This window comes from Pedococcus sp. 5OH_020 (assembly GCF_027812955.1).
Classification (GTDB): domain Bacteria; phylum Actinomycetota; class Actinomycetes; order Actinomycetales; family Dermatophilaceae; genus Pedococcus.
The window spans coordinates 1-18,756 of sequence record NZ_JAPYZV010000012.1 but is presented as its reverse complement, the minus strand read 5'-3'; the positions used below and the strand labels follow the sequence as shown (position 1 = coordinate 18,756).

Sequence of the window (18,756 nt, the reverse complement as noted above, 5' to 3'; positions counted from 1 at the left end):
CGGGAGGAGCACGTCATGCCGTTGCCGACCGGCGAGTCCGTCGAGGGGCCCCTAGCCGGCGTGCGCGTCATCGAAGCCGGCTCGTTCGTCGCGGCTCCGTCCGCGGGGATGGCCCTCAGCCAGCTCGGGGCGCAGGTCGTCCGGGTGGACCCGCCGGGTGGCGGCAGCGACGCGGGTCGGTGGCCCCTCTCCAGCGGGGGGGCCAGCTTGTTCTGGGCCAACCTCAACAAGGGCAAGCGGTCTGTGACGATCGACCACCGCCGTGACGAGGGGCGAGAGCTGCTCCTCGAGCTGGTGGTCGCCTCAGGACCCGGAGGGGGCGTCTTCATCGACAACCTCGTGGGGGCCAGGCGGCTGCGGTACGAAGAGCTGGCCGCCCGGCGGGAGGACGTCATCCACGTCCACGTCGAGGGACGGCGCAACGGAAAGCCGGCGGTCGACTACTCGATCAACGCCGAGGTGGGCGTACCCCTGATGACCGGTCCGGCCGAGACGGGGGTACCGGTCAACCATGTCCTGCCGGCGTGGGACCTCGTCACGGGAATGCTGACGGTCTCGGCCGTGACCAGCGCCCTGTTTCGGCGCGAACGCACCGGCGAAGGGGCCCGGGTCGACGTGGCGTTGGCCGACGTTGCCCTGGCCGGAGTCGCAGGAATGGGATGGCTGGCTGAGGCAGACGAGCGCCAGTCCGCCCGGCCGCGGATCGGCAACCACATGTTCGGCTGCTTCGGAGTGGACTTCGCGACGGCTGACGGCAAACGGATCATGGTCGTGGCCCTCACCGAGGGTCAATGGAACGCCCTGCGACGGGTCACGAGCACCGATCGGGTGTTCGCGGCCCTCGAAGAGACGCTGGGGGTGGACCTCGGGCGGGAAGGAGACCGGTACCGCCTGCGGGAGACGATCGCCTCGATCCTGCGCCCCTGGTTCGAGGGGAAGGACTACGCCACCCTGGAGCGGCTGCTCGACGACGCCAAGGTGCTGTGGAGCCCATACCGCGACATGGTGGAGGTGGGCCGTGAGGCCCGACGCACCGAGGACGGCATCGTGAGCCAGATCGACCAGCCGGGGATCGGGCCGATGCTGGCTGCCGCCGCTCCCTGGCGGTGGAACCAAGTGAGTCCCCCTGCGCGTCCGGCGCCCGTGCTGTCGGCCGACACTGAGGCGGTCCTCGGCGAGCTGCTGGGCCTGACGGACGCCGAGATCGGCCGCCTCCGGACGAGCGGGATCGTGTGAGGGGGCGCGGGGACATGGCTGAGAACACCACGGCGGTGCGCGGACCCTACTTCGACGAGTTGACGCCGGGGTTGGTCCTGACACAGCCTCCGGCCGTCACCCTGACCTCGGGCCTGCAGGCCGCGCACGCGGCAGTCGTGGGCAACCGGCTGTCACTCGCCCTCGACCACGAGCTGGCGCACCGCGTGGCGGGCGGCCCGCTGGCCGGCCCGGCGCTGGTGTGGGACGTCTCCATCGGCCAGTCGACCGTGGCCACCCAGCACGTGAAGGCCAACCTCTTCTACCGCGGGCTCTGGTTCCACCGCCAGCCGCTCCTCGGCGACACGCTGCGCACCACGACCACCGTCGTGGGGCTTCGCGAGAACACCCGCCGGGTGGGCCGTCCGAGCACTGGCTTGGCCGAGCTGCGGATTACCACCGTCGACCACGAGGACCGGCTGGTGCTCGACTACCGGCGTTGCGCGATGATCCTGCTATCCCCCGACGCCGGGCCCACCGGATACGCCGACGAGCTGTCCACCGGTTCCGGGGCATGGGCGCCCAGCGACTCACTGCTCTCCATGACCGCGTGGGACCTCGGCGCCGTGCCTCGCCCCTCAGGGGCCGCGTGGGAGGTCGGAGGAACGTATGACGTGGTGGGGGGCGACGTCGTCTCCAGCGCTCCCGAGCTTGCCCGGCTGACCGGCAACGGCGCCCTGGTGCACCACGACCGCCGGGTCGGAGGAGGAGATCGCCTGGTCTACGGGGGCCACTCGATCGGGTTGGCGTTCCACCACGTCTGCCAAGTGTTCCCGGGCCTGGTGACGGTCGCGGGGTGGAAGGCCTGCGACCACCTGTCGCCGGTGCGGGAGGGTGACTACCTGACATCGTCGGTCTCCATCGAGGGCGCCCAGCAGGTGGGCGACGGCCTGGCTGCGCTGGACCTGCACGTCACCACCTCGGTGGCCGAGACGCCGGTCCTGTCGTGGCGACCGGTCGTGCTCGTCGCGTCAGGCTGAACGGCGTTCCACGGGATGTCAGAAGAGTAAGAGCGGACAGGAATATCAGCAACGGCCCACCTGACAGCGAGGTAGGCACCGAGGAAGAGGGTCTGTGGTGAGCGAGACGGTGCGTGATCGTGTGATGGTGACTGGCGGGGCTGGCTTCGTCGGGTCGAGGGTGGTCGAGATGCTTGCCGGGACAGGCCGCCTGGTCCGGGCCGTGGACGTGGTCGAGAACGAGCGCTCGGCGACGCTGGCCGCACACCCCGAGGTGGAGTTCGAGCGTGCGGACCTGCGTGACGCCAGCACCCTCGATCGGCTGCTCGAGGGTGTCTCTCACGTGGTGCACCTGGCTGCTGTGCGCTCCAAGTCCTCGGACTCCAACCGTCGGCTCTCACACGAGGTGAACGTCGACGCCACCTACGACCTGATTGCCGGAGCCGCCAGGCACGGTGTCCAGCGCTTCGTCTTCGGGTCCTCTCACACGGTCTACGGGGCGTTCGCGGATCCCGACCGCTTCCCCTTCCGCGAGACCGAGACCGGCGGAACCGGGCGTGGGCTGAACATGTATGCCGCCACCAAGCTCGCCGCGGAGGCCTACCTCGAGGCGTTCGCGGGCTCGGGAGGTCCGAGCTACCTCTCGTTGCGGTTCGGGACCATCTATGGACCTCGGGTCAGCGTGGGCTCGAACAATGCGACGATGCTCGAGGTGCTCCAGGCCCTCGATACGCACTCGACTCCGCAGGTCCCTTGGACGCGGGACTCCAGGCACGGTCTCGTCTACGTCGACGACGTCGCGCTCGCCTGCGTTCGCGCGCTCGACTCCGCTCGTGTCGACCTGGCCGTCAACGTGGTGGGGGAGTCGGTCACGGCCGAGCGCATCTACACCACCCTCGTTGGCTTCTATGGTGGCGATCCCGAGTCGCTCGTGTGGCACGAGAGCAGGACCCGCTACCAGGCGGCCGACCGCACGCGGATGGCCCAGGTGCTGGGCATGGGCGACGGCGTTCCGCTCGAGCAGGGCCTGCGGAGCGTCATCGACTGGTACTCCTCAGAGGCGTAGCCGTGGCCAGGCTCCGGTCCCGGAGCCTGCCTGGCGGCGCTTACCAGCCGCCGTCGACCTGGATGTTCTGGCCCGTGATGAGGTCGGCCTTGGACGTCGAGAGGAACACCGCGAGGTTTGCGATGTCGACGGCTTCGATCCGGCGCTTGAGGCTCTGGTTCTCGAGGATCCACTGGTGGTACTCCTCGCGCTGGTCACCCCGGTCCCGGAACTCGGCCTCGGACAGGACGGCGCCGGGGGAGATGCCGTTGACGTTGATGAGGCTGGCGCCGAGTTCGCGTGCCATGCCCTTGATCAGGCCGTACATCGCTCCCTTGGACGCGATGTAGGGGACGTAGCCGTCCCATCGTCCGGTCAGCGTGAGAGAGGTGATGTTGACGATCTTGCCGTAACGCTTCTTCTTCATCGCCTCGGAGCAGACGCGGGACAGGACGAACACGGCGGAGGAGTTGACCCGCACCTGGTCCTCGTACTCCGCAATCGTGAACTCGGTGTGCTGCTTGAAGATCACGAGCGCCGCGTTGTTCACGAGCACGTCGATGCCGCCGACCTCCTCGGCCAGCGCGGTCGCCTGCTTCTCCAGCCGCGTGAGGTCGTTGAGGTCGCAGCCGACGAAACGCACGCCCTTAGCGACCGCGTCGAGCGTCTCCTGCGGGCTCGGGGCGTCAGGCCGGTCCAGGGCGATGACATTCGCACCCTCCGCCGCGTAGCCAGCCACCAGGGCCTGCCCGATCGTGCCCAGGGCGCCAGTGATGAGCACGTTCTTTCCAGCGAGGTCCGACATGGTGACTCCTTCGGTGAGCGGCGACCAGCCCCGATGGCTCGTCCATTAGTCAGACAGTTTGCTTTAGAGCAAGAAGGAAAGCAACTGACTCAGCGAGTCACTCTAAGTAAAGGTTTGACTTTTTCTAGAGGGAAACCTACAGTTCGTGCATGCTCGAGCCTGAGGCGGGGCCAAGACACCCTCGTGGCGTGCGTGCCCTCACGCCTGCCGACGCGGCGGCATTCGCGCGCTTCGTCACTGCCGTGCCCGAGGGGGAGCGACGCTTCCTCAAGGAGGCTCTGGACGCCTCCGACACGGGGTGGGTGACCATGCTCGCGGAGCCGGCTTCACGCCGCTTGGTGGCCGTGGGACCGACCGGTGAGATCGTCGGCCTTGCCGGAGTGTTTCGCGGCCGGGGCTGGTCGTCGCACGTCGCCGAGCTGCGGGTGCTCGTTGCTTCGGGTCAGCGTCGTCGGGGTGTGGGGCGGGCCTTGGCCCGCGCCGCCCTCATCACGGCTCTGCAGTGGGGGTGCTCCCACGCCTACATCGAGGTGGTGGCTGAGCAGGAAGGGTTGGTGGCCATGTTCCAGGACCTCGGCTTCGAACCGGAGGCGCTCTTGCCGGACTTCGTCCGGGACGGGGAGGGCAGGTTCCACGACCTCCTGTTGCTGACCCACAGGGTCGATGACCAGCAGGGGCGGTTTGCCGTGCTCGGCCTCCAGGAGGTGTCCGCGTGAGGGCCCGGGTGGAGGCGGTCGAGGACCGCTTTGCGGCCGTTGCCGAGCGCCGCGTGCGGTTCCGCGTGCAGGGTCAGGGCCCGCCGGTCCTGCTCATCAATGGTTTGGGCGGGAACGTCGCGACGTGGTCACCCTTGCTCGAGCAGCTGCGCGGCTTCGAGGTGATTACGTTCGACGCCCCTGGCGCCGGGCGGTCGCAGACGCCGCTGCGTCCCTACACCATGGACCTGCTCACCGAGACCGCCGAGCAGGTGGTTCGCGCCGCAGGGCACGAGCGGGTCGACGTGCTCGGATACTCCCTCGGCGGCGCAGTCGCGCAACGGCTGGCGCTCACGCGGCCGCAGCTGGTGCGGCGCCTGGTCCTGGCCTGCACGTCGTGTGGAGCTGGTGCCGTCCCCGGTGCCTTGCGCGCTCTGCTGGCGGTGACGACCCCCGTTCGGCACTACTCGAAGTCCGGGTACGTGGCTGCGATGAGCATGATCGACCTCGCGCCAGCCGAGAAGGCCAGCGACCGCGTCCGGGAGCAGACCGCGGCCTTCCACCGCGAGGCCGCGCCGTCTCCCCTCGGGTACGCGCTGCAGATGGGCGCGTTCTCCACCTTCCACAGCCTGCCGTGGCTGCACCGCCTGTCGCAGCCCACGCTGGTGATGAGTGGTACCGATGACCACCTCGTCCCGATGGCGAACTCCGCGCTGCTTGCGGCGCACCTGCCACACGCACGTCTGAGGGTCTTCGACGGTTGGGGCCACTACCTCCTCCACGACCCGGCGTCGGGTGCGGGCGACATCGTGGCCGACTTCTTCGGGTCGGCCAACTATGGCCGGACGATGGCATGGCGAAGCGCGCGTGCGGTCACCAGAGCCGAGCTGGGTGAGTACCTGAGATCGGCACCCCGCAGTGCGCACCCGATGGCGGTGACGAGTGCCCTCGTCCGCCGCCTCCATCGGCTCCGCACGGACGAGGCCTGACGTGGCGCCCGCGAACTCCCCGGCCTGGCGCCGCGCCTTCGACGGTGTCGAGGGACGCGTGACCCCGCGGCTGGCTGCGACCACGAGCTCACCCGACTTCCAGATCCTCGTCCAGAGCCTGCGCCAGGCCACCCGGTTGGTGTCGTCCCCAGTGGGAAACCTGGCCGCGTGGGGGCTGCACGTCGCCGGCTTGCCGACCCACGGTGACGTCCGCCAGCTCCGACGACAGCTGGGCGAGGTGCAACGCGACATGTCGGCGCTGCGCCGATCCCTGGAGGCAGCCGAGAACGACCGTCCGGACTCGACGTGAGGCCCTTGGCCCCTGCCGTTGATGCGGCACAGGCCATCAAGCGAGAGGTATGGCGCACCCAGCTCAGGGCGCGCCGAGGCGTCGAGCTCGTGGCACGCAGACCTCCGCCGCAGGTGGCCACCACCCCGAAGGACGAGGTGTGGTCGCTCGGCAAGGCGCGGCTCTGGAGGTACCGCAACGCGCAGGTCCGGCAGGGCCCCCCGCTGGTGCTCATGCTCGGCTTGGTTGGCGACTCGGCGATCTTCGATCTGCATCCCGGCAACTCCTGGGCCGAGCGGCTCGTGGCCGAGGGGTTCGACGTCTTCCTCTTCGACTGGGGTGCGCCCGAGGCCGCGGAGAGTGACCACACCCTGGAGACCTACCTGCACGGCTACCTCGTTCCTGCCCTGGACGCGGTGCGTCGGTCGGCTGGCGCTGCGGGCGTCTCCCTAGGCTCCTACTGCATGGGCGCGCTGATGGCCCTCCTTCTCCTGGGGAGCGACTCGACCCTGCCGGTGAGGAACCTCGTGCTGTTCACGCCGCCCTGCGACTTCGACTACTCGCCGGCCTTTCTCGGTGGCTACCGGGACGGGCGGATCTCACCGTCCGACGCGATAGACGAGACGACTGGGCTTGTCCCCGCGAGCGCGATGCGCGCCATGTTCCGACTCCTGCAACCCACTGCCGACCTGGTGCAGTACGTCACGCTGTGGGAGCACCTGTGGCGAGACGACTACATGGAGTCGCATCGGGCGGTCAACCACTGGGCCTGGAACCACCGGGCGATGGCGGGCCCGGCGTTCCTGCAGCTGACCCAGGACTACGTCCAGGCCAACGCCTTGGTGCAGGGGACGGCGCGGCTGGCGGGGAAGGCGGTCGACCTGGCCAGGATCACCATTCCGACGTTGATCGTCGTCGCAGAGCGTGACGAGTTCGTCCCGCGCGGCCACTCCGATCCCCTCGAGGAGAAGCTCGGCTCGAAGGATCTGGAGGTCCTGCGCGTACCGGGGGGCCATGCGGGCGCGCTGATGGGATCAGTCGCCCGCCGGTTGACCGTGCCGACGGTCGTCGACTGGCTCCAACGCCACGCAGCACCCGGGCAACCCCCCACCCCTACCAGGAGCACTGATGCCGACGCCTGACGACTCCTTGTTCGCCTCGTTCGAACGCGCCATCACCTCCGGCCCTCCCGACGAGCGCGCCCTGGCCGGCGTCCGTGACGGCAGCGACTGGGTCGAGCTGACCCGTGCTGAGCTGCACACGCAGGTCGCGATGGTGAGCGCGGAGCTCGCAGCCCTGGGGCTGGGCCCGGGCGACGTGCTCTGCCTGCAGCTGCCCAACTGGACCGAAGCGGTGGTCTACACCTACGCGGCCCTTCGGCTGGGAGCAGTCGTATGCCCCATCACAACCATCTACCGACAGCGTGAGCTCTCCTTCATCCTCGAGCGCACCCAGTGTCGGATCGTGGTGACGCCCTCGACCTACCGCGGGTACGACTTCGCAGCGATGGCGAGAGGGATCGCCGACGAGCTGCCTCACGTGGAGCACGTGGTCTGCGTGGGTGACAGCGCCACCGAGCGGGTCATCTCCAGCGGGTCCCTGGTCACGGGCACCGGGGCGCCTCCGGTCGAGCCGGTGGCGGCAGCAACCGACGACCTCGCGGTGCTGGCCTTCACCTCCGGCACGACGGGCGAGTCCAAGGGCGTCATGCACTCGCACCGGTCCATGACCGCGGCCATTGACGACTTCGTCGCTCACGCCGGGCTCGGCCAGGGCCTCACCTCACTGGTGATGTCACCGTTCGGGCACCTCACCGGGTTCACGTGGGGGATCCTGATGCCGCTGAAGGGCGGCGGTGACGTCGTCCTTCTCGAGACGTGGAACGCTGAGCAGGCCCTCGACCTGTTCGCCCGCTACTCGGTGTCCTTCACGATGGGGGCAGCGCCTTTCCTCAGCGACCTGCTGGACGCCGCGGCCGAGCGGAAGGAGGCAGCCTTTCCAGGCACATTCGTGTGCGCGGGGTCGCCGATTCCGCCGACTCTGATCGAGCGAGCCCTGCTGCTGCACCACACCCGCGTCGTGTCCGGATGGGGCATGAGCGAGTATCCGATCGGCACCAGTACGTCCGTGACTGACGAACCCGCCCTCGCCAGCACCAGCGACGGGCGTCCTGCCGGCCGGGCCGACGTGCGCATCGTCGATGTCGACGGCAAGCCGGTCTCGGTGGGCGAGGAGGGAGATCTGGTGATCCGGGGGCCTGGCCTCTTCCATGGCTACTACAAGAGGGACGACCTCACGCGGGACGGCTTCACGGACTCGGGGCACCTCAAGACGGGCGACCGCGCACGCCTCCTGGACGTGGAGGGGCACCTGCGGATCAGCGGTCGCACCAAGGACCTCATCATCCGAGGCGGCGAGAACATCCCGGTCGTCGAGATCGAGAACCTCCTGCTGACGCACCCCGCCATCAGGGAGGTGGCCCTCGTGCCGGTTCCCCATGAGCGCCTGGGTGAGACGGCCTGCGCCTGCGTGGTGCCCAGGTCCGGCCATGACGTGCCGACACTCGCTGAGCTGGCGGCCTTCCTGCGGGAGCGCGGTGTCGCGACGCAGTTCTTCCCCGAAGGGCTTCGTTCCTGCCCCGACCTGCCCCGAACGCCCAGCGGCAAGATCCGCAAGTTCGTGCTGCGCGAGCAGGTCCTCGCCGGCCTTCGCGACCATGCCGAGGCGCCTGCCTGACCCCCGCCCGTCGGTCCAGTGCCGATTCCTCCATCCCCACGAAGGAGCATCTATGTCGCACTACCTCGCGGACCTGGTCGCGCCGCTGGACGCGCTGCTCCTCAAGGGAGATGCCGATCCCTCAACGCGCGCGATCATGAGCTCGGTGCTCGTGCTGAAAGGCGTCCCGGACGCGACGGCGCTGGAGGAGGCGTTCGAGCGGGCCTCCAACGCTGTGCCGCGGATGCGGCAGCGGGTCTGCGAGACAGGCGTGACGCGCCCGCGCCAGACCTGGGTCCCCGACGACTCCTTCGAGGCGCGCGGCCACATCCGCTGGGTGGGGGCGCCCGGCGACAGGTCGTTGACCGCGGTACTCGAGATGGCGTCCACCTTTGCCACGACACCGTTCGACTCGGCCAAGCCGCTCTGGGACGTGACGGTGGTGACCGGCGTGAAGGGTGGGCGCGCGGTCGTCCTCCTACGCGTCCACCACGCGGTCGCCGACGGCCTGCGAACCGTCGAGATGATGGCGAACCTGCTGGATACCGAACCGCATCCGACTCGAGGAGAGGCACCCACGCCGCCCGACCCTCGCAGGTCTGCACTCCGAACTGCGGGCGAACGCTGGGTTCGGACGACGAGCCAGCTGATGTCCATCCGACAAGGGCGTGCCGACTCGATGACGCGCTGGGCGATGGACGCCTCCTGGAGACCGGTTCGAACCCTGTCCGACGCTGGGCAGTACGCCCGCTCGGTGCTGCGCACCTACGGCTCCAGCGGCGCAGAGCCTTCGCCACTGCTGCGCTCGCGCAGTCGCGAGCGGACCTTCGCGGTGCTGGAGGTGCCTCTGGCGTCGATGCGCTCGGTGGCCCGGACCAAGTCGGCGACGGTCAACGACGTCTTCATCACCGCGCTCCTCGGTGGCCTGCGCGCGTATCACGAGCGGTCGGGCGCGCCCGTCCTCGACATTCCTGTCGCCTTTCCCATCAACGTGTCCCGGGATGCCGCCCAGCGCAGCGGGAACCACTTCAGCGCCGGCGTCATCCCTGGCCCGTGCTCCGTGTCCGACCCGCGCGAGAGGCTGCGGCTGGTGCACGAGCTGGTCGTGGCGCGACGGGAGGAACCCGGCGTCGACGCTCCCTTGCGGCTGGCGCCACTGGTGCACCACGTTCCCTCCCGCCTCGCAACGGTGGCGCTCGGCGCCTACGCGAGACGGGTCGACCTCCAGGCGAGCAACATCATGGGGCCCCAGCGCCCGCTATACCTCGCTGGCGTACCGATCGAACGCTTCTACGGGTTCGGGCCGCTACCCGGCATACCCATCATGGCCGTGATGGTCTCCTACGACGGAACCTGCACGGTCGGCTTCACCATTGACCCGGCTTCAGTGACGGACGTCGGGCTCTTCATGGACTGCGTGGATGCAGCTTTCGACGAGCTGGGCGTCCGGTCTGCCGGTGGATAGGCGACCAGTGGTGAGCGGTGTCGAGAGCCCCCGAACCGGCGGCCGCTCGACCCCTTCACGGATCCGCCCCCGCCCGAGCCCGGCGGTGGTCGTCGCCGTGCTGGCGTTCTTCGTCGTCACCCTGGACGCGGTCGTGGTCAACGTGGCCCTGCCGTCCATCCGCGAGAGCCTCGGTGGCGGCATCCAGGGGCTGCAGTGGGTGGTTGACGGCTACGCGCTGATGTTCGCCGCGACGCTTCTCACGGCCGGGTCCCTGTCGGACCGGTTTGGTGCAAAGCGAGCGATGGGCTACGGCATCACGCTCTTCGTGCTCACCTCTGCCGCCTGCGGGCTTGCCCCGACGCTGGGCTTGCTCGTGCTGTCCCGGCTGCTGCAGGGGGCCGCCGCGGCGATCATGATGCCCTCGTCCATGGCCCTGATCGGGCAGGCTCACGACGACCCGGTGCGCCGGGCCCGTGCCGTGGCCGCCTGGGCCACCGGTGGTGCGGTCGCCTCGTCGTCAGGTCCACTGATCGGCGGCCTGCTGACTCTCGTGGACTGGCGACTGGTCTTCCTCGTCAACCTGCCCGTCGGGATAGCGGGACTGCTGCTGTTGCGGCGCACGACGCCGTCACCGCATAGTCGAGTGCCCTTGGACGTGGCGGGTCAGGTGACGGCGGTGATCGCCATGGGTGGTTTGACCTACGCCGTGATCGATGCCGGCGAGGAGGGTATCGGCGCCCCCCGGGTTGTGGTGCCGTTCGTGGTGGCCGTCGTCGCCGCCGCTGGCTTCGTCGTGAGCCAAGCGCGTGGATCGCACCCCATGGTGCCGCTCAGCCTCGTGAGGTCCCCCACCATGCCGACGGCCATGGTGATCGGGTTCTCCTTCATGGTCGGCTTCTACGGCGTGCCGTTCCTCTTCAGCCTGTACTTCCAGCAGGTCCGCACCCTGACGCCGCTCGCCACCGGGCTGGCCTTCATGCCGATGATGGTGGTCGGCCTCGTGCTCTCGCCGTTCGCTGCCGTGATCGTCGAGAGGCTCGGCTCGCGGATCCCCATCGTCGGCGGCCTCGGCCTGATGGCGCTCGGGCTGGTGTGTCTGGCCATCCTCGCGCCCACCGCGCCGTTGTGGGTCGTCTCCGCTCTTATGGTCCTCATCGGTCTCGGCGGTCCGCTCACCATGCCGCCTACTGTCGCGGTCCTGCTGAACAGCGTGCCCAGCCGCCTCGCAGGCACCGCCAGCGGTGTGTTCAACACCAGCCGACAGGTCGGTGGTGCGCTCGCGATCGCGCTGTTCGGAGCCCTCTTGGCCGACTCGTCGAGCTTCGTCGGCGGGCTGCGCTCGAGCCTGCTGATCGGCGCAGCTGTCCTGCTGGCGGCTGCCGTCGCCGCCGTCCGGCTGCCACGGGTCCGCCCGCGCTCTCGTGCGGCCGAGGGCTCAACGCCGACCTGAGGCCAGCGGCCCGCTGGGGGAGACCCCATGGCCGCGCCACGCCCTCCGGATCACGCGCGCCATACGCAGGGCACTCATGCCAGAGGGCCTGGCCTCGGTGCTCCTCGTCAGAGTGGGCTGACGTTGATCAGGGCCTTGATGGCGCGACGCTCGTCCATGGCGGCGTAGGCGTCGGCAATGTGCTCGAGGTCGGTGGCGAGGTCGAAGACCTTGCCCGGTTGGATCTCACCGTTGAGGACTGCCTGGACGAGCTGCGGCTGGTAGTGACGGGCCGGAGCAGGACCACCTCGCATGCCGACGTTGCGGAAGAACGTGGCCATCGGGTCGATGTCGGTATCGTGCGGCACTCCGACGCGACCGACGATGGCGCCCGCCTTGGCGACGGCGAACGCCGTCTCGGTGGCTTCCTTAGTCCCCACGCACTCAAGCACGGCGTCGGCGCCATACCCGTCGGTGAGGTCGTGCAGCGCCTTGACCGCGTCGTCGCCGCGCACGCTGATGACCTCGTCGGTGCCCCACTCACGCGCGAGGAGGTGGCGATCCTCGTGAGTGCTGCCGAGCACGATGACGCGCGCCGCACCGAGCATCTTCGCGGCCAGCACGCCCGACAGCCCCACCGCGCCGTCGCCGACGACGGCGACGCAGTCGCCTTCGCGCACGCCGGCACTGACGGCTGCGTGGTAGCCGGTGCTCATCACGTCGGTGAGTGCCAACAGGGAGGCCATCACATCATCCGAGAAGCTCTCACCCGGAACCTTCAACAGCGTCCCGTCGGCGTGGGGCACGCGCACAAACTCCGCCTGACCCCCATCACCCTCGCCGCCCTGGCCGAAGAAGCCGCCGTGGACGCACGCGGTCTGGAAACCGGCTTCACAGTTCTTGCACACCCCGTCGCTCCAGGAGAAGGGAGCAATGACGAAGTCGCCGACCGAGAGCTGTGCCACCTCGGCACCCACCTCGTCGACCACGCCGATGAACTCGTGACCCACTGCGAAGTGGGGGAGGTCGGAGATCCCGCGGTACCACCACAGATCCGAGCCGCACACGCAGGCCATCACGACGCGGACGACGGCGTCGCCCGGTTGCAGGATCGACGGCTTGTCACGGTCCTCGACCACGACCTTGCCGGGACCTTTGAAGATTGCTGCCCTCATGGTCGTTTCCTTCTCTCGCTGTGGGGAGGTTCTGGTTCTGGCGCGGTATGCCGCGACGTCACTGGTCCGGGACCGAGACGGTGACCCGGACAGTGCCCTGCAAGGCGGCGATCCGACCAGCAGCGCCGCCCTCCAGGCGGCCCAGCACGACGATGCCGTTGTAGTAGGACTGGTCGCCGTAGTAGAGGACCAGGTTGTTGCCGGGTGCGTAGTAGCCCACGTCCCCGATGTCGGGGTCCGCCCCAGCAGGCTGACCGGTCAGGGACAACGGCGAGGGGAGTCGTCCCGTCTTCTCGACCGAGCCGTGGTCACGCATTTCCAGCGTGACGGGGAGCTGAGCCACGAGGTCACGGCTGGCGGCGCTGTCGTCGAGCTGGGCGGTGAATCGCTGGTTCCCGATCTGGACCTGGATCTGCAAGGGAGACTCCTCGTCGCTGGTGCCGGATGACGTCGGACCCGTGCTGCCAGCCGAGGACGCCTGCGTGGTCGCTGAGGTTGCTGTCGGAGCCGGTGGTGGGGAAGCCGACTGCGGGTCGTCGACTGCACACGACGAGAGCCCCAGGGAGAGTGCCCCGATGGCGAGGCCGGCACATCGCCCGAGCAGCAGGGTCATGAGTTCCTTCAGTCCGTTCGTGGTCTGGCGACCGAGGATACGCAAACGGTCGGACATTTTTCAGCGTGCTCAGACTGAGGCGGTTCGCGCGCCTTGCCAGGGGTTCGCACAGCATTCGCGTCCCTCGATCAATAACTGTCAAACACTTGCATCATCGGTAAGTATATGGTGCAGTGTGAATCCTCGGGACCCTTGGTCCACCTCGCGAGGAAGAAGCCGTCGTATGGACTCCTCCGGCGCCAGTGTCGCTGGGCAGGCTCCCACCGCATCCACAGATCTGGGATCGCATCGGCAGCTATTCATCGGCGGTGAATGGGTCGCGTCGAGCGTCGATGCGACCTTCGAGGTCATCTCACCGGCGACTGGCAATGCAGTGGCCTCCGTTGCCCTGGGCAGCCGCGCAGACATCGACCGAGCAGTGGCTTCGGCTCGCGCGGCCTTCGACCAGGATGCGTGGTCCAGCTACGGGCTGGAACGACGGCTCGAGCTCCTTCGCCGGTTCAAGGATCTCGTGGCCCAGGATCATGAACGGCTGGCGCAGCTGCTCACGGCGGAGATGGGCTCCCCCATCACCCAGTCGCGCACGATCCAGGCGACGAACCCGATCAAGCTCATGGAGTACCTCCTCGAGCTGGCAGAGAGCTACGCGTTCCGGTCGATCCGCAGGCACCCCACCGGGACGGCACTGGTGACGCGCGAGCCGGTAGGCGTGGTCGGCGCGATCATCCCGTGGAACATGCCTGCGCACCAAGCGATCTCCAAGATCTTCCCCGCACTGCTCGTGGGGTGCACCGTCGTGCTGAAGCCCGTGCCGCAAACAGCGCTCGACGCGTTTCGGCTCGCTGAGCTGTTCGCCGAAGCCGGGTTCCCGCCGGGAGTACTGAGCGTGGTGCCGGCGGAGCGCGACGTCAGCGAGTACCTCGTGACCCACCCGGGAGTGGACAAGGTCTCGTTCACCGGCTCGACCGCAGCGGGTCGACGGATCGCCGAGCTTTGTGGCCACGATCTACGGAGAGTGACTCTCGAGCTGGGGGGAAAGTCTGCGGCAGTGGTTCTCGCGGACGCCGACCTCGATCGAACCGTCGACTCGCTGCGCATGGCCAGCTTCCGCAACAGTGGTCAGATCTGCACGTTGAAGACCCGCATCCTGGTCCCGACCAGCCTGCACGACGGTGTCGTCGACCGGTTGGTTGACCTCGTCGGTTCGATGAAGGTCGGCGACCCGGCCGACGAGGACACGCAGATCGGCCCGATGGTCACCCAAGCCCATCGCGCGACTGTGGAGGCACTCATCGCAGTGGGTCGCCGGGAAGGGGCCTCCGTGGTCGCCGGGGGCGGCCGTCCCGCAGGCCTTGACCGTGGCTGGTATGTGTCGCCGACGGTTTTCGCCCACGTCGACCCCCGTTCGACTGTCGCCAGGGAGGAGATCTTCGGTCCGGTCGTCACGGTGTCCACGTACGAGAACGAAGAGGAAGCCGTTCGGCTGGCCAACGACAGCCCGTACGGCCTCAGCGGCGCCGTGTACACCGAAGATCTCGAGCGCGGCGCGCGGGTGGCCAGCAGGATCCGGTCCGGTGTCGTGGAGCTCAATGGACACCCCGTGGGAGTAGCGGCGCCATTCGGCGGGTTCAAGGACAGCGGGCTCGGCCGCGAGAACGGCCCCGAAGGGCTCAGCTCGTATACCGAGCTGCGCTCGGTGGGGCTTCCAGACGGCTGGGCCGGCGAGGCCTGAGCGACCAAAGCTCCAGCCACTCCGGCGGTACTCGCGGCCGTCGGAGTGGCTGGGTTCCACGCGACATAGCTGCGCCGGGGGCAGAGCGTCTTGTGCGGGGCTCGCCCCAGCGCTGCGCTCCCATGTGAGGAGACCTCGTTGAGCGAAGGCATGCTGGAACTTCCGCAGCCGGCACACTGGTCACCGCTGCGCGTGGTGATCGCCAAGCCCGGCCTCGATGGCCATGACCGGGGCGCCAAGGTGATTGCCCGCGCGCTGCGAGACGCCGGCCATCAGGTGGTGTACACCGGGCTGCACCGGACTCCTCGTCAGGTGGTCGCAACCGTGATCTCCGAGAACGCATCTCTGCTCGGCCTGTCGATTCTTTCCGGAGCGCACCTCACCATCGTCGACGAGGTCGTCCGCCTTCTCGACGAGCACTACCTGGACCACGTTCGACTCCTGGTCGGTGGCATCATCCCCGTGCGCGACACGCGTGAGCTCCTGGCGTCCGGGGTCGACGCCCTCTACACGTCAGGTACCCCCGTCACTGAGGTCGTCGAGGCGGTCAACCAATACGCAGCAGAGGGATGAGGCCACGCGGCCGACACCGTCAGGTCGGCGCACGCGCGTGGCGGGCGACGGTCGCACCTCGCGCCCATGCCCCTAGAGGCTGGCAGCCAGGGCAGACGGCCAGACGACCAATCCCGGGAGAAGGGCAAGAATGGGCTCCAGACTCACGTCCACCCCGTGGGCGCGCACGTTCGCGGCACTGGTTGCGGCGCCCCGGGTGACGTTTGCTCCATCGTTCGGGCAGTCCGCGACGACCGGCGGTGTCGGAAACCTGGGCGGCGAGTGGCGAATGATCTCTCGAGGTCGGCCGCGAAGGCGACCGGCAGGTCGTCCCGTACAGCGGTCGCGTCATCTTTTCGCCGTCCGGCACCATCTCGGTCCAGGCCATGAACCCCGACACCGAGGCCCCTGACGCCCGGTACACAGTCGCCGGGTACGAGGCCTACTACGGCACCGTTGAGGTCGACAGGAATGCGGGAACGTTCGCGGTCACCATTTCGTCGGCCGCCGTGCGTGGCCTTATCGGCCACACGCTGACGCGGGCTTATGACGTTTCGGAAAGCACTCTCGTGCTGACTCCGACCGACCCCTCTGAGGCATCGCGCGTCACCTACAAACGCGTGCGCTGACACCTCCTCGTCCAGGGCGCCGGTGCGCGACCCCGTTCCCGGACGAAACGGTTGAGAACGACATGGTCGTAAAACTCTGACATTTCGCGAAGTGATGATAGTGGAGGTATTGTTAGGGGGTGAGCACCAAGGAAGGAAGTGCAAGAGTTCCTGGTCTCCCGCCGGGCGAATGTCACGCCCGAGCAGCTCGGCCTTTCGTGCGACCACGATGATCGACGCGTTCCTGGTCTGCGGCGCGAGGAGGTGGCCAGGCTCGCCGGGGTCAGCTCGGATTACTACGCCGGGCTAGAGCGCGCGGGCGCCTGCCCGGCCACATGAACGTGCTGCTCGCCGAGGCCAAGGTGCCCTACGACATCGTGCTCGAGATGGACGAGATCAACGGCGACCTAGCCGACACCGACGTCGTCCTCGTCATCGGTGCCAACGACACGGTGAACCCGTCCGCAGCCGAGGACCCCGGCAGCCCGATCGCCGGCATGCCCGTGCTCGAGGTCTGGGAGGCACGCAACGTCGTCGTCTTCAAGCGCTCGATGGCCACCGGCTACGCCGGCGTGCAGAACCCGCTGTTCTTCAAGGACAACAGCCAGATGCTCTTCGGCGACGCCAAGGAACGCGTCGAGGACATCATCAAGGCCCTTTAACTTGCCGTCGGTGGTGCAACACCGGGGGTCGGCGACGACATCGAAAGCCAGCACGCCTTCTTGTGTGAGGCATGCGGCCCACCACCCACACCCTCAGCGTGTGCTCTCGTTGAACCGCGGCCAGGCTGGAGGAGCAGCTGGCCTGATCAGGAACTTGACCACTTGGCGTTAGCGGCGCTGGCGGGCGCCCCGGCGTTGAGCCAGGTCGATAGACAGGCATGCCGCAGGTCGCAAGGTCTGCGACCCAGCGGCGAGTTGGCCCCCTCGGGGTGAACGCCTCCTCTCGCGCGAAGGTCCATGCGCGATAGGCCGTGCTGATCGAGAGCGGCTTGGAGAAGTGACGAGGCAACGGCCTGCGGGGACCCCAGATCGGCTGACGAAGAGGCATGCGCCGGGACTTGGGTCGGACTGGAGAAGGTGGTGCGCAGGATCGCGACGAGCTTGTTCGGACTGTGGGCGACGGTCACCACCAGTAGTTGTCCTGGGCCGCGTACGGCTGCTCGAGTGCGACCAACTCCTCGTCAGTGAGCACGAGGTCCAACGCGTGTACCGCATCTTGTAAGTGCTTCGGCTTAGTCGCGCCCACGATGGGACAGGACACAGCCGGCTTCGCCAGAACCCAAGCCAATGCGACTTGCGCCATCGGAACTCCCCGAGCGTCCGCAATCGCCTGCACTGCGTCCACCACGGGCTTGTCCGCCTCGCGGTCGAACGCCCTCGCCACTTGGTCCGTGGACGACCGGGCGGTCTGCTGTCCCCATGGACGCGTCGCGCGGCCTTTGGCCAGCGGCGAGTACGGGGTTAGTCCCACGCCCTGGTCCAGACAGAGCGGGATCATGTCCCGCTCCTCTTCACGCTTCGGCACGTTGTACTGGTCCTGCATGGCCGAGAACTTGGTCCAGCCGTTCACCGTGGCGGCTTGCTGCATCTTCGCGAACTGCCACGCCCCCATCGAGGATGCTCCCAAATAGCGGACCTTTCCGGCCTTCACCACGTCGTGCAGGGTCTCCATCGTCTCCTCGACCGGCACCTGGTCGTCGAACCGGTGGATGTAGTAGACGTCCACGTGGTCGGTGTCCAGCCGGCGCAACGACGCGTCCAACTGCTCCAAGATCGCCTTGCGCGACAAGCCGCTCCCGCCCGGGCCATCGTGCATTTTCCCGTGCACCTTGGTAGCCAGGACAATGTCCTCGCGGTGTGAGTACCTCTGGATGGCACGGCCGACGAACTGCTCCGAGGTCCCGCCCTGGTACACGTTGGCGGTGTCCCAAAACGTGACTCCCAACTCAACGGCCTGTCGGAAGAACGGCGCAGCAGCATCCTCGTTTAAGGTCCACCGATGCAGCCCTGCCTCAGCGTGCCCGTAGCTCATGCAGCCCAAGCCGATGCGGCTGATCCTCAAACCCGACTGCCCCAGACGTGCGTAATCCATGCGGTCACCCTCCCACGGGCCAAGGTACGAATGCACCGGCGTGGGCCTGGCACCGGACGCCCTCACATGGCTCCCTTCTGTGTCAAGACGTCTTGGGGATGCCGGTCGTAGGCTTGGTGCTGGCGGGTCCGGGAAGTGGCTTGTCCGAAGAGCCGGTGTCGGGTTGGAAGCCGGTCGCGCTGGAGTCGGAGTCGTTGCGCTGTTGCCCTCCCGGGCCCGTCGCTGCGCCCTTGCTGAGGTCGTCGAGCATGGCCCGGTACACCAGGTCGGACAGGCGCCGTTTGAGTTACCTAAGTCAAGTCCGCGGGTGCAGTGCCTGCTGATGTGCTTGATGCAGGGCTGGGTCGTAAGCACT

18 protein-coding genes and 2 pseudogenes are annotated in these 18,756 nt (G+C 68.2%); 15 read left to right on the top strand and 5 right to left on the bottom strand.

Features of this window, described 5'->3' with window-relative positions; all coding sequences use genetic code 11:
* Positions 1–15: 15 nt before the first annotated feature.
* The 3 genes from PHA84_RS18525 (at position 16) to PHA84_RS18515 (ending at position 3,279) form a co-directional block, all read left to right on the top strand.
* Entirely contained in the window at positions 16–1,236 is a 1,221-nt protein-coding gene (locus PHA84_RS18525; protein WP_270889625.1) for a CoA transferase, read from the top strand.
* A gap of 14 nt (positions 1,237–1,250) precedes the next feature.
* The gene (locus PHA84_RS18520; protein ID WP_270889624.1) at positions 1,251–2,234 is read left to right on the top strand and encodes a MaoC family dehydratase; all 984 of its coding nucleotides are present in this window, start codon (positions 1,251–1,253) and stop codon (positions 2,232–2,234) included.
* A gap of 97 nt (positions 2,235–2,331) precedes the next feature.
* Positions 2,332–3,279 (top strand): NAD-dependent epimerase/dehydratase family protein, encoded by a 948-nt coding sequence (locus PHA84_RS18515; RefSeq protein WP_270889623.1) that lies wholly within the window; start codon positions 2,332–2,334, stop codon positions 3,277–3,279.
* 40 nt (positions 3,280–3,319) lie between these two features.
* Here PHA84_RS18515 and PHA84_RS18510 read toward each other — a convergent pair whose 3' ends face one another.
* Entirely contained in the window at positions 3,320–4,063 is a 744-nt protein-coding gene (locus PHA84_RS18510) for an SDR family oxidoreductase (protein WP_270889622.1), read from the bottom strand.
* Between the two features lie 149 nt (positions 4,064–4,212).
* Here PHA84_RS18510 and PHA84_RS18505 point away from each other — a divergent pair, with 149 nt between their 5' ends.
* The 7 genes from PHA84_RS18505 to PHA84_RS18475 are packed head-to-tail and all read left to right on the top strand — an operon-like array spanning position 4,213 to position 11,648.
* Positions 4,213–4,779 carry a GNAT family N-acetyltransferase gene (locus PHA84_RS18505; protein ID WP_270889621.1) on the top strand — a complete coding sequence of 189 codons (567 nt, stop codon included), beginning with the start codon at positions 4,213–4,215 and terminating at the stop codon, positions 4,777–4,779.
* Positions 4,776–5,747, top strand: coding sequence for an alpha/beta fold hydrolase (locus tag PHA84_RS18500; RefSeq protein ID WP_270889620.1), 972 nt, complete (start codon positions 4,776–4,778; stop codon positions 5,745–5,747). The genes PHA84_RS18505 and PHA84_RS18500 overlap by 4 nt, the downstream gene beginning before the upstream one ends.
* Before the next feature lies 1 nt (position 5,748).
* Positions 5,749–6,057, top strand: coding sequence for a hypothetical protein (locus PHA84_RS18495; protein WP_270889619.1), 309 nt, complete (start codon positions 5,749–5,751; stop codon positions 6,055–6,057).
* Positions 6,058–6,062: 5 nt separating this feature from the next.
* Positions 6,063–7,178, top strand: a complete 1,116-nt coding sequence (locus PHA84_RS18490; RefSeq protein ID WP_270889618.1) for a hypothetical protein — start codon at positions 6,063–6,065, stop codon at positions 7,176–7,178.
* On the top strand, positions 7,165–8,772 hold the full coding sequence (locus PHA84_RS18485) for an AMP-binding protein (RefSeq protein WP_270889617.1): 1,608 nt from the start codon (positions 7,165–7,167) through the stop codon (positions 8,770–8,772). Before PHA84_RS18490 ends, PHA84_RS18485 begins: the two co-directional genes overlap by 14 nt.
* A 52-nt stretch (positions 8,773–8,824) precedes the next feature.
* The gene (locus tag PHA84_RS18480; protein ID WP_270889616.1) at positions 8,825–10,216 is read left to right on the top strand and encodes a wax ester/triacylglycerol synthase domain-containing protein; all 1,392 of its coding nucleotides are present in this window, start codon (positions 8,825–8,827) and stop codon (positions 10,214–10,216) included.
* Between the two features lie 10 nt (positions 10,217–10,226).
* Positions 10,227–11,648 (top strand): MFS transporter, encoded by a 1,422-nt coding sequence (locus PHA84_RS18475; RefSeq protein ID WP_270889615.1) that lies wholly within the window; start codon positions 10,227–10,229, stop codon positions 11,646–11,648.
* 107 nt (positions 11,649–11,755) lie between these two features.
* Here the strand turns inward: PHA84_RS18475 and PHA84_RS18470 are convergent, their stop codons facing one another.
* Positions 11,756–12,802: an alcohol dehydrogenase catalytic domain-containing protein gene (locus PHA84_RS18470; RefSeq protein WP_270889614.1), complete on the bottom strand. Its 1,047-nt coding sequence runs from the start codon at positions 12,800–12,802 to the stop codon at positions 11,756–11,758.
* A 58-nt stretch (positions 12,803–12,860) separates the two neighbouring features.
* A complete protein-coding gene (locus PHA84_RS18465) occupies positions 12,861–13,415 on the bottom strand; it encodes a cyclophilin-like fold protein (protein ID WP_270889613.1) in 555 nt (184 codons plus the stop codon).
* A gap of 223 nt (positions 13,416–13,638) precedes the next feature.
* On the opposite strand from PHA84_RS18465, the gene PHA84_RS18460 reads away from it, so the two are divergent.
* The 5 genes and pseudogenes from PHA84_RS18460 to PHA84_RS18440 all read left to right on the top strand — a co-directional run.
* Entirely contained in the window at positions 13,639–15,147 is a 1,509-nt protein-coding gene (locus PHA84_RS18460; RefSeq protein WP_270889612.1) for an aldehyde dehydrogenase, read from the top strand.
* Between the two features lie 138 nt (positions 15,148–15,285).
* Positions 15,286–15,720, top strand: coding sequence for a cobalamin B12-binding domain-containing protein (locus PHA84_RS18455; RefSeq protein ID WP_270889611.1), 435 nt, complete (start codon positions 15,286–15,288; stop codon positions 15,718–15,720).
* A 365-nt stretch (positions 15,721–16,085) separates the two neighbouring features.
* Positions 16,086–16,328: a hypothetical protein gene (locus PHA84_RS18450; protein WP_333742385.1), complete on the top strand. Its 243-nt coding sequence runs from the start codon at positions 16,086–16,088 to the stop codon at positions 16,326–16,328.
* A gap of 138 nt (positions 16,329–16,466) precedes the next feature.
* A pseudogene (locus PHA84_RS20870) lies at positions 16,467–16,622 on the top strand (transcriptional regulator); the annotation flags it as partial.
* Between the two features lie 2 nt (positions 16,623–16,624).
* A pseudogene (locus tag PHA84_RS18440) lies at positions 16,625–16,969 on the top strand (NAD(P)(+) transhydrogenase (Re/Si-specific) subunit beta); the annotation flags it as partial.
* Positions 16,970–17,432: 463 nt separating this feature from the next.
* Here PHA84_RS18440 and PHA84_RS18435 read toward each other — a convergent pair.
* Together PHA84_RS18435 and PHA84_RS18430 are read right to left on the bottom strand one after the other, a co-directional pair.
* Positions 17,433–18,401, bottom strand: coding sequence for an aldo/keto reductase (locus PHA84_RS18435; protein WP_270889609.1), 969 nt, complete (start codon positions 18,399–18,401; stop codon positions 17,433–17,435).
* An 82-nt stretch (positions 18,402–18,483) separates the two neighbouring features.
* Positions 18,484–18,651 (bottom strand): hypothetical protein, encoded by a 168-nt coding sequence (locus PHA84_RS18430; protein WP_270889608.1) that lies wholly within the window; start codon positions 18,649–18,651, stop codon positions 18,484–18,486.
* Positions 18,652–18,756: the final 105 nt, after the last annotated feature.

What these genes read in the sequence shown, in the direction of transcription:
- PHA84_RS18525 (WP_270889625.1), top strand. Translation starts at nt 16, where the DNA reads ATGCCGTTGCCGACCGGCGAGTCCGTCGAGGGGCCCCTAGCCGGCGTG.
- PHA84_RS18520 (WP_270889624.1), top strand. Translation starts at nt 1,251, where the DNA reads ATGGCTGAGAACACCACGGCGGTGCGCGGACCCTACTTCGACGAGTTG.
- PHA84_RS18510 (WP_270889622.1), bottom strand. Translation starts at nt 4,063, where the DNA reads ATGTCGGACCTCGCTGGAAAGAACGTGCTCATCACTGGCGCCCTGGGC.
- PHA84_RS18505 (WP_270889621.1), top strand. Translation starts at nt 4,213, where the DNA reads ATGCTCGAGCCTGAGGCGGGGCCAAGACACCCTCGTGGCGTGCGTGCC.
- PHA84_RS18485 (WP_270889617.1), top strand. Translation starts at nt 7,165, where the DNA reads ATGCCGACGCCTGACGACTCCTTGTTCGCCTCGTTCGAACGCGCCATC.
- PHA84_RS18480 (WP_270889616.1), top strand. Translation starts at nt 8,825, where the DNA reads ATGTCGCACTACCTCGCGGACCTGGTCGCGCCGCTGGACGCGCTGCTC.
- PHA84_RS18470 (WP_270889614.1), bottom strand. Translation starts at nt 12,802, where the DNA reads ATGAGGGCAGCAATCTTCAAAGGTCCCGGCAAGGTCGTGGTCGAGGAC.
- PHA84_RS18465 (WP_270889613.1), bottom strand. Translation starts at nt 13,415, where the DNA reads ATGACCCTGCTGCTCGGGCGATGTGCCGGCCTCGCCATCGGGGCACTC.
- PHA84_RS18460 (WP_270889612.1), top strand. Translation starts at nt 13,639, where the DNA reads ATGGACTCCTCCGGCGCCAGTGTCGCTGGGCAGGCTCCCACCGCATCC.
- PHA84_RS18450 (WP_333742385.1), top strand. Translation starts at nt 16,086, where the DNA reads ATGAACCCCGACACCGAGGCCCCTGACGCCCGGTACACAGTCGCCGGG.
- PHA84_RS18435 (WP_270889609.1), bottom strand. Translation starts at nt 18,401, where the DNA reads ATGGATTACGCACGTCTGGGGCAGTCGGGTTTGAGGATCAGCCGCATC.
- PHA84_RS18430 (WP_270889608.1), bottom strand. Translation starts at nt 18,651, where the DNA reads ATGCTCGACGACCTCAGCAAGGGCGCAGCGACGGGCCCGGGAGGGCAA.